This window comes from Schlesneria paludicola DSM 18645, from assembly GCF_000255655.1.
Classification (GTDB): domain Bacteria; phylum Planctomycetota; class Planctomycetia; order Planctomycetales; family Planctomycetaceae; genus Schlesneria; species Schlesneria paludicola.
Genome location: NZ_JH636434.1, coordinates 255,764 through 271,769, shown reverse-complemented (window position 1 = coordinate 271,769; position 16,006 = coordinate 255,764). Strand labels below are relative to the sequence as shown.

Below are 16,006 nucleotides of genomic sequence, written 5' to 3'. Positions count from 1 at the left end.
GTTTCAATTCGGTCGCAACTCAACCGCGATTTCATTCGGAAGGATGAATGGAAACCGAGAAAAAATCACTTTCTTCGCAGTTTGAGCATCGACGGTTTCTTTTCCTTCGTTACCGTCGTTCACAACATTAGGCTCTCCAGAGCTTTCGGATGTCACCGTATACGTGGTCTGCACAAGCCCACTTCGACTGCTCGAATCCGCAGGAACTGTGGACTCGGCCACATTCAAGAGATGTGGCAATCCACGCATGGCATCCACCCAACGTAATTGCAATGCAGTCTCCTGCGATACCGGCTTCTCGTCACCGTCCGTACCATTGTTCTGTGGTCGGGGCTGTGACATCACGTTCGCTCGCTTCGCAAGCTTGACCACCTCCTGCTGAATTTCTTCCGGCAAAGGCAATGGGTCCGCCCGGCCTTCACTGGCACGCGTCAATGCCGAAACGTAGTAGCTTCCTTCCAGACAACAGTGCTTGCTGGCCCCACCTGGAATGTCGAGCAATAGAAAACAATTTTTGTCCATGAGATACAACGCAAGCACAGGCTGTGGCGTAGTCGGTTTTGCATAGAATTCGCTACGCGTCGCCTCCCATTGAATTTCAAGCAAGTCCTTGACATGTCGAGATTTCATCCGCAGCTTGTTTCGCATGACGGTGTCGTAGTAAGGGCGCAGGTATGTTCCGATCTCCTTTCGAAGATGCCCACTGTTCGGTGCGGATGCTCCTCGCGGAAGAATCAAACGGCACAAGTAGAGCAGAAACTCTGAATCCTCAGCGAGATGATACCTGTCCTCGGCGGGTACCTGATCAACGAGAAGTTTCGCCGCCAGCAAAAGTGTCTCAGACTGATCTCGATGGTGTTTTCCGCGAAGCTCATCGCACAATGTATGGATCAGACGTCGGAGCTTACTTAATGACTCAGTCTTGGATTCAGTGGCATTCGAAGCAGAGAACATCTCGACAATCGCTTCAGTGATCAGACCAAGAGTTCCCACTGGTTCCGTCGAGCGGATGTTCAAGGTTTTTCTCAGCGCCATCGCTTCTTGGCAATACGCACGTGCAAGCTCCAAATCCTGATTCGAAGAAGGAATGCTGAGAGTTAGCGACAATTTGTAGAGCAGACCAACACGCATGTTCTCACGCAAGTCGCCTCGTGGCAGGAACGAGCATGCATTAAGCGCCCGACGATAGTCATCGGCCGATTCTTGAAGATCGGGACAATCGGGATCGCCGAAAAGACTGCAGTCTGCAAGTCGTTCTTGAGAATTGACCAAGCGATTAAGAAATAAACTCTCCAAGTCTGATGCAATTCGCTGGCTGGGGTTAATACGCTTCTGTTGATTGGCGTTGACATGCTTCAGATGCTCCAAAGCCAACGTGATCATCCGAACGATCTCGCGGTAGTCTGAAATTGCCTCGACATGGTGCCCACAAAATCGCTTCGCCATCGCCAGTCCATGAAGATGATGCAGATAGCGAGCCAGCGCGTTGTAATCATAGTCCAGCAGTGTCTCAAATTCTTTCTGGCGCGACCGGTCAACTTGCGGTATAGCGTCAAAATTCGATTTAGCCAAATTGAGTAAGATCGAATTCGCGCTGACGAAAAACTGCCTGGCTTCGTCAACTCTCCATTGAACCATCAACGACCAGGCAATTTGGTTCTGAACAAACACCGTCAGTTCATGGTCCACATCGAAGTCTCTGGCAACATGCAGGGCTTCAGAGAGCAATTCGTTGGCTTTTCCCCAATGATTTTGGTTTTGCCAAGCCAACGCTTCTGAGCACAAGACAAACACACGGAACGCTGCAGGTGCGTTCCCCGCGACGATTCGCGGCGATTTCGCTTCTGCGCCAATGGACGTTACGGAATTGGGGTCCGTGGGTGCCAGTTCGCGCGAACTCGATGAAGTCAGTTCCCTGGCGAGGTCAGAACTAAACAACGTCATGGCACTTCGAAACTGCAATGCCGACTTCTCGTAGTCACGTTTCAACACACTGAGAAACTGCCCATAGTCGGCATAACACAATGACTTCAAAGTCAGCTCGTTTGGTTTATTGACGTCAAATCGGCTGAGTGCATTCGTATAGGCAAACTCGACCGCCTCAACATCTTCCGTCTCATCCGTCTTCCGATGGAGATAGTGCTTACTGACCGCCAGCAAGTGCAGATCACTTGCGGACAAGTGATCTTTCACGTCCGGCGCAAGCGATTCAAAATCTTTCACGATGGAACTGACGACCTGTGTTGAATCGTTCGCACTGACGCTCAGCAATCCCGTGAAATGCTTCAGCCGCAGACGCAACAGATCTTGCTTCACTCCCGCAGTCGAGTCCTCAAGATCTTTCTTTAAGGCCCGTCGAAGTTCCGCCGCGAGCGTCCGCAGTTCTTCTTTGCTGATTGCCGACGACTGCAGTCCCGAACGAGGCATGGCCGCGTTGTCGAGGATCATCAGCCGTAGGCTCGGAATGAACCAGGGCATTTCTTCGAACCACCAGTTTCCATGATCGCCCGGAACCATCGCTTGCAATGCACGAAATTCACTATCCGTGGTACGGAACTTGTCAAATTCTTCCCTTGCTTCCTTGGTATTCGAGGGGAAAAACGAGAACTCGCCGTCCACATCGCCGAGCAGACGGCAGTCTGGGCTTTGACCATTGGGTAAATTCTTCAATTCGGGCAGCATGAACGTAAACAATTGATTCACACCAATCCTGAGCGACGAGACTGAACCAACGCTTTCTCGCGCGGGAATCCTGCGCATCGCTTGCAGGAATGCGGCAGTAAAAGGCGAATGCTCACCGCTACCGTCCGAGGCACGCTGTCGATCCCGGCACGATGCAATCGCCTGAATCGAATTCGCACGTTCAAACAGTGCCAATGCACGACGATCATCCGCATCGCTTCGGGCTCGTGCGTGGAGCGAAAAAATTTCGCCTGAATGGCAACAGTCAAGAATCAGCAATTTGTGCTTGGCAGTGATGCTCTCGTCGAGCGTCTTCATCAAATCAAGATGCATCCGAAGGTAACCGCCTTTGAGCTTACCTCCCTCTGTAAACTCGACATTGGCACCGTATATCGCCCCGCGCTCATTCGCCTCGTTCTCCAATCGAGCGCCGTGTCCCGAGAAAAAAACTAACAGGCTGTCATCTTTGGTGATTCGCTGCGAATCCTTGAATTCATTCAATGATTTCTCAATCGCTTCTTTTGTGGCACTTGCCCCGGTTAAAAGAACGATGTGGTCGTTGCGATAACCGTAAAGCTCAACCAACGCTTTTTTCAACGCATTGGCGTCATTCTCTGCATTCTTAAGTGTCGGAACCAAATTTCGAGCGGCGTTCGGCACATTCGTCTTCTCGTAATTCACACCGACAATCAGGGCCCAGGAATTCGTGTAACCCGTGTTTAAGTTTGCCGATGCGCCAACGGGAAGATACCCCAATTCTTCGTCCGCGCCCTGCGCATAGGCAATGCAAGGCATCCCTTGCAGGCCAAAACAGACGATCAAAGCGATGACATGGCGACGGTAAGCCATACTCTAATTCCATTGCACGATGACGGAACCGTCCGTGGCAACTTCGCACCTGACTTCCCTGAGGTGCGCGGGCATCATCCCTCCATTGGAATGACGAACCCCGCAGATCAAATACACTACAGACCGCACGTTCACTATTGCAAGTACCAAGTTGCACGAACTAACCCATTACACCGCACTCGACGACTTACCGTGACTCAAGTGGCTTATCAGAGGTCGAAATGGCATTCCATGAACGCATAATGAGGGTTGGAGCAGCCCCTGTTGCAGGTAGACTCTCACCGCGAAACGTTTGCTTTTGACCGGCGATTGCCTGAACAAGACTCTCAAATGGGGATGTCGATGCGCGATGCCCGCTTGAAATCTGCTTTGTTGACCTGCCGAGGCCGCTTTGAGACAGAAACCGAAAGTCAGGCTGTTGTCGGTCGATTTCCGCCGAAGAAGCGATCACGAGCCAGGCCTGACGACCTGATCGAGAACTTGATACGCGGAAGCGAAATGGCTGAAGTGAATCTCCGACTGAGCCTAGGCGATTCAATTGCTCCGCAGGCAGAACGTCAATCAAACAGTTAGAGTTCAAAAATATCAGCGTTATCCAGACTCTGTCGGCACTCTCATTCTTCACGCGCAGCTCTAAATGCTGCCCGATATCAACGGAAGACCCATCGAATGGTTTCCCTCCGGTTTCATCCTGAGGACCTTCGATTTTGCAAAGCTCTACTTTGATATCACTCGAAGTGCTGGACTCACTACCGGCCAGACGGCCCGACAATCGCCACAGTTGTCGCCACGAGAAGAACTTCAAAAGATCAGACTCGAGTGCCGCCCGAAACAGTGCGCCATCGTTCGGATCATAGATCTGATAGACATGCGGGACGCGCCCCTTCGGCCGTTCACTCGCAACGCAGCTCTCACGGGCGACAGGCTCGCCGCGCAGTTCACCAGGGCTGGTCATCAAGATTCTCACATCCGGAATCTTAATGTGAAAAAGATCTTCGGCTTCACGGGGCGTGACGGCATGAAGTTCAAGATCAGTTTGCGATTGCTGATCTGCCCGAACAAACTCGACAAACTCCGAGATCTTTGCTGAAACAGATTCAACGACTTTCTGAGCCACAATGCCCAAGGACTTCAAATCATCGTGCGGTGCGTTCAGAGCCAGACGAATTCGAAAATCACCGACGGCGCGCGTGACCACTTTGCATTCCATCAATTCGGTGAGTGTCTCGGTCGGCATCGCAGGCCGTTGATCGTACTCGCACGGCTCAACCCTGACTGACGTCGGTGACGCACTCACCACACGCACGTGCCCTACCAGGGTCTCTGACGATGTGGTCCCGGCGGGAGGGTAGACAGCGAAGATCGATCCCGTTGTGATCCCCTGCAACTCACCCGTATTGACGATCCACTGTCCCTCTTGCAACTTAAGCGTAAACTGCGAACGTCCTCGCCACTCGTGCTGCCCGAGAATCTCTCTGTCCAAGGCTCCCGAAAAACTGGGAGTAGGCCCGCGTGTTCCACGTTCTTTTTGATATCGCTTTTGTACGATGTTTCCGAGCTCGCGGTACGTCAATGTTGAGGTGCCTCGCTCATTCAGCAGCGTTTGCAATGTCGTATAGGTCAGTAGTCCGAAATAGTTCTCGCGAGCTGGCGGGGCATTCATCGGGCACGGCAGGTCCGGAGCGGTCTCAAACGGCTGCGCTGCGTAGAACGCAACCAGCGACCCTTTCCGTTCTATTTGGACGCGAGAGTCGATCATTCCATCCCCTTCACCAAGCTGGTCGGCGACAGCGGGCGGTTTTGCCACCGGCGTTGTTTTCGATTCGCCATCACCAGGGCGACCGGATTGGGCAGTCAGTCCAATTTGACTGAGAAGGAGCTCTCGCGGATTTTCATCATCAGCGCCTCGAGCCATCGTCCCGGAATGACAGCAGTCGAACAAAATCCAAACATGAGCCCCCTTTGCCTGCATTGCATCCAGCCAGTCACCAAATTCATTGTCAAGAATCAGGTTTTTCAATTCGCCATTTTCCGCCTTCGCGTCAGCAGCGACAAATGCTTCATCATATCCGTCAAGCTCGACATTTTTTGGATCGAGTGGATCGGATTGAAATTCAGGAAGTGCGACTCGCGTTCCGTGTCCCGACAGGTAAATCGCAACCTGAGAATCTGGCGTCACACGGTCAATGAGTGACTGAAATTCGCGGACAATATTCTCACGAGTCGGACGCTTGGAAAGATCATCGGGCCATCCCACAAGTTGACGCACTTCTGTCGGAGGAAATCCGAACTGTGTGACCAAGGCCTGCCCGAACGCACGCACGTCATTCGTCGGCCCCTTGAGATTGCGCCCTTCGATGTTGACGTATTCCGAACACCCCACAAGCAACGCGAATTTCTCTGTCGAACTTCCGGAAATTGGTCCGGCTGATTGAGCGATCGCAATTCGAACGAAACTGAGACTGAAAAACGCGGCCATCACGAGGAATCGTATGACTGATTTCCGCATGAGCAATTCTCCAAGCAAATGAGTCTCAGTTCGCAGATGACCATACGCTCGCTGGCAAGAAACACCGAAGGACCAGGGAATTGCCTGGTCCTTGGTCGACAGCGTTGAAAACCGCATCGTTCGCAATCACGCCAGAACGAATCAGTGAACGTGCCAGATGAAATCGTGATTGTGACCAAACACGAACTGCTGACTTACCAAGTCATTATCTGATTCACAAATTGCATCCAGTCGCGTCGCTTGATTGTGATCATGAACATGAAACGAGATCGTTTCACCTTCGTGAACGGTCCCCTTGTAACGCCCGCTGACGAAGATTTTCAAACACTCGCCCGAATGGTTGATGACCGTCAAACGACCGAGCAACTCCTTGTCGCCTTCGCCCGATTCCGTCTTCTGCTTCGCTTCTGCTTCTCGTTTCTTGGCGATTGAGATTTGCTTATCGAAATCCGCTTTGGACTCAGGAACTAGAATTGCCACGGCGGACAATTCATTGGAGATTCCCCGCAACTTTGCGAGCTCGAGGGCTTCGGTCAGGATTTGCTCGGAGGTGATGGACGCCTTCTTGCCGGAAACTTTTTCCGCAACAGACAATGCTTGCGCCGCCAAGGCAAGTTCGACAGGGTCAGGCGATTTGCGAGCGACCGAAATTCTGTGGCCGATTCCATCAAGGTACTCCAGCGACAGGCCGAGTTCCTTGGGAAAATTTACTGTACACGCCGAACCGCAACACTTCTTCGCATCCGTCACTTTGCTGTGGACGACTTTCGAACTGTCGTTCTTTGCGTCTTGTGCCCAGCAATTAAAGGCGAGTCCGCTTATGAGCAACCCGAACATAATCGTCTTGTGAATCATCTCGTCACCTTTCCGAATAACCCCTATGTTGTTGGTTGCGGTGCGGGGGAGAACCATCCGCAACTTTGGGTAATTAACGAACGTTGATCTTCACAAATGGGGATGCATGTAATGCACACGCGTCCCCTTATTCAACCGACACAAGGCAAGGAAAGCAAACGACACTGAACAAATTTTCCTTCACATCGATTTTTCCGGATACAGCCACTTAGTAGTGAAGGTGTCCGGTGCGATGCAGGTCGTAGTGGCCAGGGATATAGTGCGAGTGGTTCCCATGGGAAACCACTTGTCCGGGGCGGTAATCCCAATGAGTCGTATTGTGCCAAACGGGGCCAACCGAACCTGACCACGCCCCACCACCGTGCCCATATCCATGTCCATAACCGCCACCGCTTCCGTAAACATGGCCGTGGCCATATCCCCCACCATTTCCATAGCCACCACCATGACCGTGGCCTCCGTGTCCATAGCCGCCATTCCCAGGACCGCCCTGGGCGGATGCGACTGACTGACTTCCGATGAACACTCCGAACACGACCAGAGCAGCAGCCAACTTTGCCTCAAACGTTTTCATGATAATTCCTTGTGCATTTTTTGGGGTTCTGCAGGGACCAATCGTCAACCAGTTTGACTGACTGTCATTCGCCTCCGCGAATCCAAACGGAATCCGCTTGCGAAGCGGACAAAATTTTCAAGAATTCTCAATTCTTTTTTTGAAGAAGGACGAAATCGGTGCTTCACGGCGTCCGTAAACCGCGATTCGAGACGCTCGAACAATCGAATGCGACAAAACCAAGTTTTCTTGTGTGACAACAGATTTCGCTCGTCCAAACCGCATGAATGCGTGGCACTAATGAATAGTCATGCCCAAGCTTTGACAGGACATCATAGTGTGCTTTACGATCACTATTTTAGTCCCGCGGTACCGCGATCCGTATTCTTCGATACAGTGTGGTGTTCTAAACAATGTGAGACGTCATGGAGTTTCAAACTCTGCTCGATCGCGTCAAATCTGGTGACCAGGATGCGGCAGCGTCATTAGTTGACAATTATGAGCCCCTTGTCCGCCGCTTTATCCGATTCCGACTCACGTCCCCTTCACTTCGACGAACTTTTGATTCTTTGGACATTTGTCAGTCCGTTCTCTCGAAATTTTTCGTTGAGATTTCGGCGGGTGATCTTGAACTGAATGATCCCGCGCAATTGAGAGCACTCTTGCTCACGATGGCGCGCAATAAGTTGTACGACCGAGTTCGAGATGCGCAGGCAGACCGACGTGATGTTCGACGGATGGAAGGCACAGGTGATGAAGCGCTGGCTCAGGTAGCCCAGCCAGGAGAGTCACCCAGTGAAGTGATGGCCGCAAAGGAAATCTTAAATCTGGTGCAAGAGCAACTTTCTGATGACGAGCGATACCTCATCGAACAGCGAATGAGTGGAACTCCGTGGGAGCAGTTGGCTGCTCAATTAGGGGCATCCCCCGAGGCGCTCCGTAAACGGATGACTCGCGCAATTGATGATGCCGCAAAACGGATCGGATTTCGCGAGAACGCAAATGACGTCAAATCCACACAACTTCGATCCGAGCGATGAATCACGAAGGATGCGTGGCGAGGGCGGCATGGTTGTTGCCTGAAGTCAACTTTCAAAGGCCTGTCCCGTGAACCCTCCGTACCTTTCGAAATCGTCGACGCAACTCGTCGCCGAATACTGGGAAGACTTGCGGAAACGTTGGGCTCAAGGCGATTTCGCGCGCGCTGAAGAGTATTTGACACCTGAATTTCGCGCGAATTGCACTCCAGACGACGCTGTCGACATTGTCTACGCCGAATACGTGCTCGCCGAACAGTATGGGGGCCAACCACAGGAATTGGAGTTTTTTCTTCGCTTTCCAGAAATTGAACAGCAACTTCGACAGCAATTCACTTTTCATCACGCGTTCGAAAATCAATCGCGGGGCGACCCTCATGCCCTGTCAATCAATGATGAGACACTTCGTGAATCGGTTCCATTTCCTCGCCCATTTGGCCGTTATATCCTCATCGCTCCGCTCGACGAGGGTGGACAGTCCAGAGTCTTCCGTGCCGTTCATCCAGATTTGAGCCAGGAAATTGTTCTGAAGATCGCCCGCCGCGACGGCCTCGCAAGTGACTCCTCTCGGGTTTCTCGATCCGTTGAGGAAGCTCGAATCCTGGCCTCATTGTCTCACCCGAATCTGGCCCGCGTCTTCGATGCGGGTACGATCGAGGGCGACGCCTACTTGGCGTTAGAATACGTTCGAGGTCAAACACTCAGCCAATGGTATGCACAGCGTCGCCCTCTGCCCGACGACGCCGCAAAGATCGTGGCAACCATGGCGAAAGCGTTGGCAGAGGTCCACGCTGCAGGAGTTCTGCATCTCGACATCAAGCCCAATAACATCGTGCTCGACACGGAAGGCGAACCGCGATTGCTGGATTTTGGCTTATCTCGCCAACGAACGGCGTGGAGCAGATCAGACGCGAGCGATCTTGGAGTCAGCGGCACACTAGAATTCATGGCTCCGGAACAAACAAATCCGGTGTCGGACCAGGTTTGCCCCGCAACAGATATCTTCGCCTTAGGAGGGGTGCTATATTTTTTGCTGACAGGGAAACCGCTCTACACGGCCAACACGCTCGCAGAGGCGTTTGAACGAGCGTATGACTGCGACTGGGACCGCGACGCTTTGATCGCCTCTAAGGCGTCGAAGCAGCTTGTCGGAATTTGTAAAAAAGCGTTGGCGAAATCACCTGCCGATCGGTTCGCATCCGCCACTGAGTTCTCAAATACGCTGGACGGGTGCATTCGCCGTGACTCGCAACGAGCACATCTCAAACAATGGGGAGCGAGGATTTTGCTGGGGATTGCGACGGTTGTATTCTTCGCCGCACTCTTGGCACGAACTTGGCAACCATTGATGCCTGCGCCGACCAAACCAATCGATCTCACCGTACGCGTCTGGAATCAGGACAATTTCACGAATCTGGCGCATGCGGTACCGCTTCGCAATGGCGATGAACTCGAAGTCACCGCAACCATCCCGCCCCAGATGGGCGCGGTCCTGATGCTGGTCACCAGTGAGAATCGTGTTCGACAGCTTAAAGCGTTTCCACCTTCACTCGAGTTGCAACAGATACGCTATCCCGATGAAACTCTTGTCCCAATGACGGGCAATCCCGGCACGGAATTCCTTCTGATCCTTGCGGGGCGAGAACCTTTTCCGACTGCGACCGAGATTGAATCATTTTGTCAGAAGGAGGATTGGCCCCGACTTCCTGACTACTCAATTTTACGGCTTACCCCTGAAGAACTCATCACCGAACAGATTGGGAAGGATTTCGGCGCGCCAACACACGCAAGAAATCCGGAAAGCCTTGTTCGAAAGAAATTAGAAGCTCTTAGGCAGTATATGAAACAACACTGTCAGACTTTTGAAGGAATCGCCTTCTCGCATTCGCGTTAAAATCGCCAGTATGGTTTTCTCAAATTCCGGTTTTTCGTTTCCTCATCTGCGCCCTCATTGCCAAGATCCCGCTTGAGGGTCTGCGTGAATGAAAAGTCCCATTCCTCGGGCTGCTACGAGAACTCTAAAACTTACAAATTACGGCGAAGTTTGACGTTGATGTGAATTTCTCGGAATGCCTTTTCTCGGCAGCACGTTGGCTGGAATGAATTCCTGCCCTCTCAAGATCGCGATTGGTTTCGTTTCTAGCCGATGCACTGTGGATTTCAATTTAACCGGGAAGCTGTGCCCGCCCCCTCCCTTTTTCGGGTGGTGAACGGTTACTCCGCTGACCGAAGCGTTTTCGCGGCGGCAACCATGTTGGTCAGTGCCGGGATGACCTCGTCCCACTGACGAGTCTTCAACCCGCAGTCAGGGTTGACCCACAATCGCTCAGGGGGAATCCGTTCGGCGGCCTTTTGCATTAGACCGATAATGTGCTCTTCGGTTGGAATATTCGGTGAGTGGATGTCGTAGACTCCAGGTCCAATCTGATTGGGATACTTGAAGGTTTCGAATACATCCAAGAGTTCCATGTCGGAACGAGACGTTTCGATCGTGATCACGTCCGCGTCCATGTGAGCAATCGCTTCAATAATGTCATTGAAATCCGAATAGCACATATGAGTGTGGATCTGGGTTTCGTCCGCCGCGCCGTTTGCGCAAATACGGAACGACTCGACCGCCCAACCGAGATAGTCTTGCCATTGGGAACGTCGCAGTGGAAGTCCTTCCCGAAGAGCGGCTTCATCGATCTGGATGATCTTCACTCCGGCTTGCTCCAGATCTTGCACTTCATTCCGGATCGCCAAGGCAATTTGCTTGCACGTGGTCGAACGTGGCTGATCGTCACGAACGAACGACCAGTTCAAGATGGTCACAGGGCCCGTCAGCATTCCTTTCATCGGTTTCTTAGTGAGCGATTGCGCATACTTGATCCATTTGACGGTCATCGGTTGCGGGCGGCTAATATCGCCAAACAGGATTGGCGGTTTGACACAGCGGGAACCGTACGATTGCACCCAGCCAAATTCGCTGAATGCGTATCCGTCAAGCTGCTCGCCAAAGTATTCAACCATGTCGTTTCGTTCGGCTTCTCCATGGACGAAGACGTCGAGTCCCAATGATTCTTGCTCACGCACACAACGCGCGATCTCGTCGTGCATCGCCGACGAATAGGCGGCCTCATCGATTTTTCCGGCCTTGAACTGATTGCGCGCTCGTCGAATGTCTGCTGTTTGAGGAAACGAACCGATCGTCGTGGTGGCATACTTCGGCAGGTTAAGAATCTCGGCCTGTTTCTTGGCCCGCAGTGCAAACGGGCTCTTGCGTTGGCCCAATTGCGAGTCAATCTTGGCAACTGCGGATTTCACCGCAGGATTATTGACGCGAAGAGATTGACGACGTGACGTCGTGGCCGCTTGATTGGCATCCAAATGGGGCTTTGCCGCAGCGCGACCCCCTTCCAATACCGCCTTGACGACACGCAGTTCTTCGAGCTTCTGTTTGGCGAACGCGAACCACGATTTGATCTCGCTGTCGAGCCTCGTTTCGCCATCAAGGTCGACCGGCACATGCAAGAGGGAACAGGATGGTGCAATCCACAACCGGTCACCAAGTTTCGTTGCCACCGGCTCCAGCCAGTCGAGCAGTCCATTCACATCTGTCTTCCAGATATTGCGGCCGTTGATGACCCCCAGCGACAGCACGCGATCGGGCGGTAGCATTTGAATCAGGGCATCAACCTCGTCGCGAGCATTGACGGCATCGAGGTGCACGCCCGCAACGGGAAGCCCCGCCACCATCGGCAGATTCTCAAGCAGCTTTCCAAAATAGGTCGTCAATAGCAGCTTGATCTTGGTGCCAGCCAACGACTGGTATGCGGTTTCGAACGCCTGCGTCCAGTTTGGTTCCAATTCGGTCACCAAAACGGCCTCGTCGATTTGAACCCATTCGAGGCCTTCGCTGGCGATCGCTTCGAGCAGCTTTTGGTAGACAGGTAACAGTCTCGACAAGAGAGCCAATTTGTCAGAGTCATCTTTGACCTTGCCCAACGCGAGGTAGGTGACGGGCCCAATGATGACCGGCTTCACGTTGACACCCAATGACTTGGCCTGGCGAATCTGCTGAATCAAATGAGACGAATCCAGCTCGAACGTGGTATTCGAGTCAAATTCAGGGACGATGTAGTGGTAGTTGGTATCGAACCATTTGGTCATCTCGCCCGCAGCCACGCCTTGACTCTCGCCGTAGGCGGCCGTTGGGGCGGAGCGACCGCGGGCAATTCGGAAGTAGTTGTCGAGAGCGTCACCCCTGTATCCGCCAACTCGTTCCGGAAGATTGCCCAACGTAAAACTCATGTCGAGCACTTGGTCGTAGAACGAAAAATCTCCGACGGGTACCAGATCGAGTTGCGCTTGAGATTCCCAGTTCAAGCGACGCAAGTTCGCACCGACAGCCCTCAAATCATCAAGAGATGATTCGCCTTTCCAATAGGCTTCCAGGGCAAACTTGAGCTCCCTGCCGGCTCCCATTCGAGGAAAGCCCAGATTGTGTGTTCTGACCATATCGCGATCCTTTTTGTGTTGATTCGATCTCAGACAAAACCGTTGCGGACGAACTCTAGCTCTTCAGAAACATGAATAAAAATGATAGTTTTTCACGAGTGCATAAATTTTGCTCATGAGTTGCAAGGCGAGAAAATGTCGACAATCGAACGGATTCATCTGGAAATCGTCAGGGCGATCGATCAACTCGGGTCGGTGACTGCGGCTGCAGAATCGCTCTACGTGACTCAACCTGCGTTAAGTCATGCGATTCGCAAGTTGGAGGAATCGCTCGATCTGCGGATTTGGACACGCGAAGGACGGTCACTGCGACTCACTCAAGGTGGCGAATACTTGTTGTCCGTCGCCAATCGATTACTGCCCCAGCTCGAACGAGCGGAGCAACAGCTTCATCAGTACGCTCAGGGGGAACGTGGGACTTTGCGAATCGGCATGGAATGTCATCCCTGCTATCAATGGCTGCTGAAGATCGCGGCTCCATTTTTAGAGGCATGGCCCGATCTTGATCTCGATGTTATTCAGAAGTTTCAGTTCGGAGGCATCGACGCGCTCTATGGGTACGATATCGATGTTTTGGTCACTCCAGACCCTCTTAAGAAACAAGGTCTTCTGTTTGTCCCTGTATTTGACTACGAGCAAGTCTTGGTGGTCGGAAAGGAACATCCTTTACGCACAGCGAAATACGTCAACCCTGAACAACTGGCGAACGAAACTCTCATCACGTATCCCGTTTCGATCGATCGTCTGGACGTCTTCAGTCGCTTTCTGACTCCGGCAGGTATCACTCCGAAACGGCACAAGTTGATTGAAACAACAGACATTATTCTGCAGATGGTCGCTTGTGGTCGGGGTGTCGCAGCGCTGCCGCGATGGCTTGTCATGGAGCAGCAAACGCGATTCGATTTGTTTCCGGTCCGCCTGGGCAAGAAGGGTGTCGACAAACAGATCTTTCTCGGCCTGCGAAAGAAAGACACCGAGATTGATTACATGAAGGCATTTGTCGACATGGCTCGTTCCAGTGAATCGGTCCGAAGCTAACCCGTATCCGTTCCCAGTCCGAAGAGAGGGGGACGGGCACATTTTCCCGGTTCAATTGGAATCCACGGTGTATCGACGAGGGTAAGCCTTCCTTTGCCGCAGGAAAATGAGTCTATCCCCGGCGTGAGAACGGTTACAGCTGACCGAAATGACGCCCCTTGGATCAACAAAGTCGCCATCGATCAAGGTGATCGAACCAAGGTACGATCTGCCGAAAAACAAAATCCTGTGCTGCGGTCTCAGGACCGGAGTGGTTTGAGATGGAATGGCGTATTCAAGCCAATGCACTGAAGCAATGACGCCGCTGCATACGGCCGATTGGTTCGACACGCGCCACAACATACCTTGCATGCTTCAGAGAGTGAACATCAAAGAACTCGCGGTAAGCAATCAAGTGTTTATTCGGCGATATGCAGACGGCGAAACACCTTCCAACCGCTTGAAGGCGGCACTGAAATAGTCGACAGTCGAGTATCCACAGCGCCTGGCCACCTCCGCAATTGGCAATATTCCATCAGCAAGGAGCCGTTTTGCTCGTTCCTGGCGAATGCGCGTAATCTCATGGTGCGGGCTGCGTCCAACGAGCTGACGAAAAGACGTTTCAAGAGACGTGCGCGACATGGGAACAATTTTGAGGAGGTCCTCGACATTGATCCCGTCACAGGCGTGCTGTTGGATGAACCGAAAGGCCAGCCCAACGAACGGATCAACGCTTGCGGGATTCTCCGTCGATCGGCGAGATTCGATTCCGAGCGGTTCGACGACGATGGTTTTCGGACTGACGCTTCTTCCCGACATCAGTTGATTGAGTATATCAGCCGCTTCGTGCCCTATTTTCTCCGTGTTGGGAGAGACGCTCGTCAGAGTTGGATAGCTTAGTTCGCAGAGTAGTTCATCATTATTCACACCGATCACCGCGACTTGATCGGGCACCGAGAATCCCGCGGTGTGGCAGGTTTGGAGAAGGCGGCTTCCACAGAAATCATTTGCGGCCATGATTGCGACACGGGAGGGCAATGTTTTCAGCCACTCACCAATTCTTCGCACTTCGGTAGGTTCTTTTGGGCCGTGCAGATCGGCCAGAAAGGTGCCACAAAATGTCATTTCCATTTTCGAAATCAGTTGACGAAACGCCGTCTCGCGATGGCAGCTCCACGCATGGCGAACCGGCCCAAAAAACGCGAAATCCTGATGCCCACTGTTGCGAAATTCTTGAACAACCAAACGAACGACAGAGTCATTGTTGACGGTCACCCACGGAATTCGTTTGTTGAAATTCGTTCCGCTGACGTTCACGAACGGAACACCAGACTCTGCGATTTTTTGATGGACTTCCTCACTTTCCATTCTGGCAATCACGCCATCAAATAACGACAAGTCGCAAAGCAGTGGCAACGACTTTGACGTTCGCCGTTCGCGCAACGTCATCAGCCAGTGCCCGTGAGATTGACTGTACGAAGCGACTCCGCGAATCAACCTCCGTGTGAAGGCACTCGACGCTTCGACAAGAAGGAGGACTTTTCGTAGAGGGGGCTGAGCATTCATGCAGCGAAGTCGTCAAAGTTGCGTCGGCCAACAGAGCAGTTCAAGTTGATGCAGGCTTGAAACATCAGAAACAATCCGCCGACGTGAATCGAATGATGCCGACTGCCAACTTCGCCAACGGGTGGTCCATGCCAGTGAACCGGTGCACCAATCCGGACGAAAACCCATCGGACTCCCGAACCTGAAGCGGCAGAGCGATGTGATTGTCGTGAGGGTGTGCTCGAAGCGGAGTGCTGCCGAAAGCCACGAAATCGATGAGTACAAAAAGTCTCAAATGGTCACGCATGATATGTCCAGAGTATTCGTTTTGATTGCTGACCATTCCCTCGGACTTGCGTGTGAAATCGACAGCTCTTTCCAGTGAACTGCGAGACGTTGCATCACGTCGAGCCACATTTTGTCGAAGTTTTCGATTGTTTCAATCCACGACGAAAAATC

Annotated in this window: 10 protein-coding genes; 3 read left to right on the top strand and 7 right to left on the bottom strand. The window is 52.4% G+C overall.

Annotated features, from left to right (window positions below; translation table 11 throughout):
• Positions 1 to 3: 3 nt before the first annotated feature.
• The 4 genes from OSO_RS0101395 to OSO_RS50535 all read right to left on the bottom strand — a co-directional run bounded on the left by OSO_RS0101395 (position 4) and on the right by OSO_RS50535 (position 7,469).
• Positions 4 to 3,531: a caspase family protein gene (locus OSO_RS0101395; RefSeq protein ID WP_010581797.1), complete on the bottom strand. Its 3,528-nt coding sequence runs from the start codon at positions 3,529 to 3,531 to the stop codon at positions 4 to 6.
• A gap of 187 nt (positions 3,532 to 3,718) precedes the next feature.
• On the bottom strand, positions 3,719 to 6,040 hold the full coding sequence (locus tag OSO_RS0101390; protein WP_157604934.1) for a caspase family protein: 2,322 nt from the start codon (positions 6,038 to 6,040) through the stop codon (positions 3,719 to 3,721).
• A gap of 141 nt (positions 6,041 to 6,181) precedes the next feature.
• Positions 6,182 to 6,895, bottom strand: coding sequence for a hypothetical protein (locus tag OSO_RS0101385; RefSeq protein ID WP_010581795.1), 714 nt, complete (start codon positions 6,893 to 6,895; stop codon positions 6,182 to 6,184).
• 208 nt (positions 6,896 to 7,103) lie between these two features.
• Positions 7,104 to 7,469 carry a hypothetical protein gene (locus OSO_RS50535; protein ID WP_157604932.1) on the bottom strand — a complete coding sequence of 122 codons (366 nt, stop codon included), beginning with the start codon at positions 7,467 to 7,469 and terminating at the stop codon, positions 7,104 to 7,106.
• A 404-nt stretch (positions 7,470 to 7,873) separates the two neighbouring features.
• On the opposite strand from OSO_RS50535, the gene OSO_RS0101370 reads away from it, so the two are divergent.
• Together OSO_RS0101370 and OSO_RS47300 are read left to right on the top strand one after the other, a co-directional pair.
• Positions 7,874 to 8,488, top strand: coding sequence for an RNA polymerase sigma factor (locus OSO_RS0101370; RefSeq protein WP_010581792.1), 615 nt, complete (start codon positions 7,874 to 7,876; stop codon positions 8,486 to 8,488).
• A gap of 67 nt (positions 8,489 to 8,555) precedes the next feature.
• Positions 8,556 to 10,379, top strand: a complete 1,824-nt coding sequence (locus tag OSO_RS47300) for a serine/threonine protein kinase (protein WP_010581791.1) — start codon at positions 8,556 to 8,558, stop codon at positions 10,377 to 10,379.
• 320 nt (positions 10,380 to 10,699) lie between these two features.
• Here the strand turns inward: OSO_RS47300 and metE are convergent, their stop codons facing one another.
• A complete protein-coding gene (metE, locus tag OSO_RS0101360; RefSeq protein WP_010581790.1) occupies positions 10,700 to 12,985 on the bottom strand; it encodes a 5-methyltetrahydropteroyltriglutamate--homocysteine S-methyltransferase in 2,286 nt (761 codons plus the stop codon).
• Positions 12,986 to 13,066: 81 nt separating this feature from the next.
• On the opposite strand from metE, the gene OSO_RS0101355 reads away from it, so the two are divergent.
• On the top strand, positions 13,067 to 14,023 hold the full coding sequence (locus tag OSO_RS0101355; protein ID WP_083842752.1) for a LysR family transcriptional regulator: 957 nt from the start codon (positions 13,067 to 13,069) through the stop codon (positions 14,021 to 14,023).
• 390 nt (positions 14,024 to 14,413) lie between these two features.
• Here the strand turns inward: OSO_RS0101355 and OSO_RS0101350 are convergent, their stop codons facing one another.
• Together OSO_RS0101350 and OSO_RS52420 are read right to left on the bottom strand one after the other, a co-directional pair.
• The gene (locus OSO_RS0101350) at positions 14,414 to 15,568 is read right to left on the bottom strand and encodes a XylR family transcriptional regulator (RefSeq protein ID WP_010581788.1); all 1,155 of its coding nucleotides are present in this window, start codon (positions 15,566 to 15,568) and stop codon (positions 14,414 to 14,416) included.
• Positions 15,569 to 15,632: 64 nt separating this feature from the next.
• On the bottom strand, positions 15,633 to 15,854 hold the full coding sequence (locus OSO_RS52420) for a HupE/UreJ family protein (RefSeq protein WP_157604930.1): 222 nt from the start codon (positions 15,852 to 15,854) through the stop codon (positions 15,633 to 15,635).
• Positions 15,855 to 16,006 lie beyond the last annotated feature (152 nt).

What these genes read in the sequence shown, in the direction of transcription:
- OSO_RS0101390 (WP_157604934.1), bottom strand. Translation starts at nt 6,040, where the DNA reads ATGCGGAAATCAGTCATACGATTCCTCGTGATGGCCGCGTTTTTCAGT.
- OSO_RS0101355 (WP_083842752.1), top strand. Translation starts at nt 13,067, where the DNA reads ATGATAGTTTTTCACGAGTGCATAAATTTTGCTCATGAGTTGCAAGGC.
- OSO_RS0101350 (WP_010581788.1), bottom strand. Translation starts at nt 15,568, where the DNA reads ATGAATGCTCAGCCCCCTCTACGAAAAGTCCTCCTTCTTGTCGAAGCG.
- OSO_RS52420 (WP_157604930.1), bottom strand. Translation starts at nt 15,854, where the DNA reads ATGCGTGACCATTTGAGACTTTTTGTACTCATCGATTTCGTGGCTTTC.
- metE (WP_010581790.1), bottom strand. Translation starts at nt 12,985, where the DNA reads ATGGTCAGAACACACAATCTGGGCTTTCCTCGAATGGGAGCCGGCAGG.
- OSO_RS0101385 (WP_010581795.1), bottom strand. Translation starts at nt 6,895, where the DNA reads ATGATTCACAAGACGATTATGTTCGGGTTGCTCATAAGCGGACTCGCC.
- OSO_RS0101395 (WP_010581797.1), bottom strand. Translation starts at nt 3,531, where the DNA reads ATGGCTTACCGTCGCCATGTCATCGCTTTGATCGTCTGTTTTGGCCTG.
- OSO_RS50535 (WP_157604932.1), bottom strand. Translation starts at nt 7,469, where the DNA reads ATGAAAACGTTTGAGGCAAAGTTGGCTGCTGCTCTGGTCGTGTTCGGA.
- OSO_RS0101370 (WP_010581792.1), top strand. Translation starts at nt 7,874, where the DNA reads ATGGAGTTTCAAACTCTGCTCGATCGCGTCAAATCTGGTGACCAGGAT.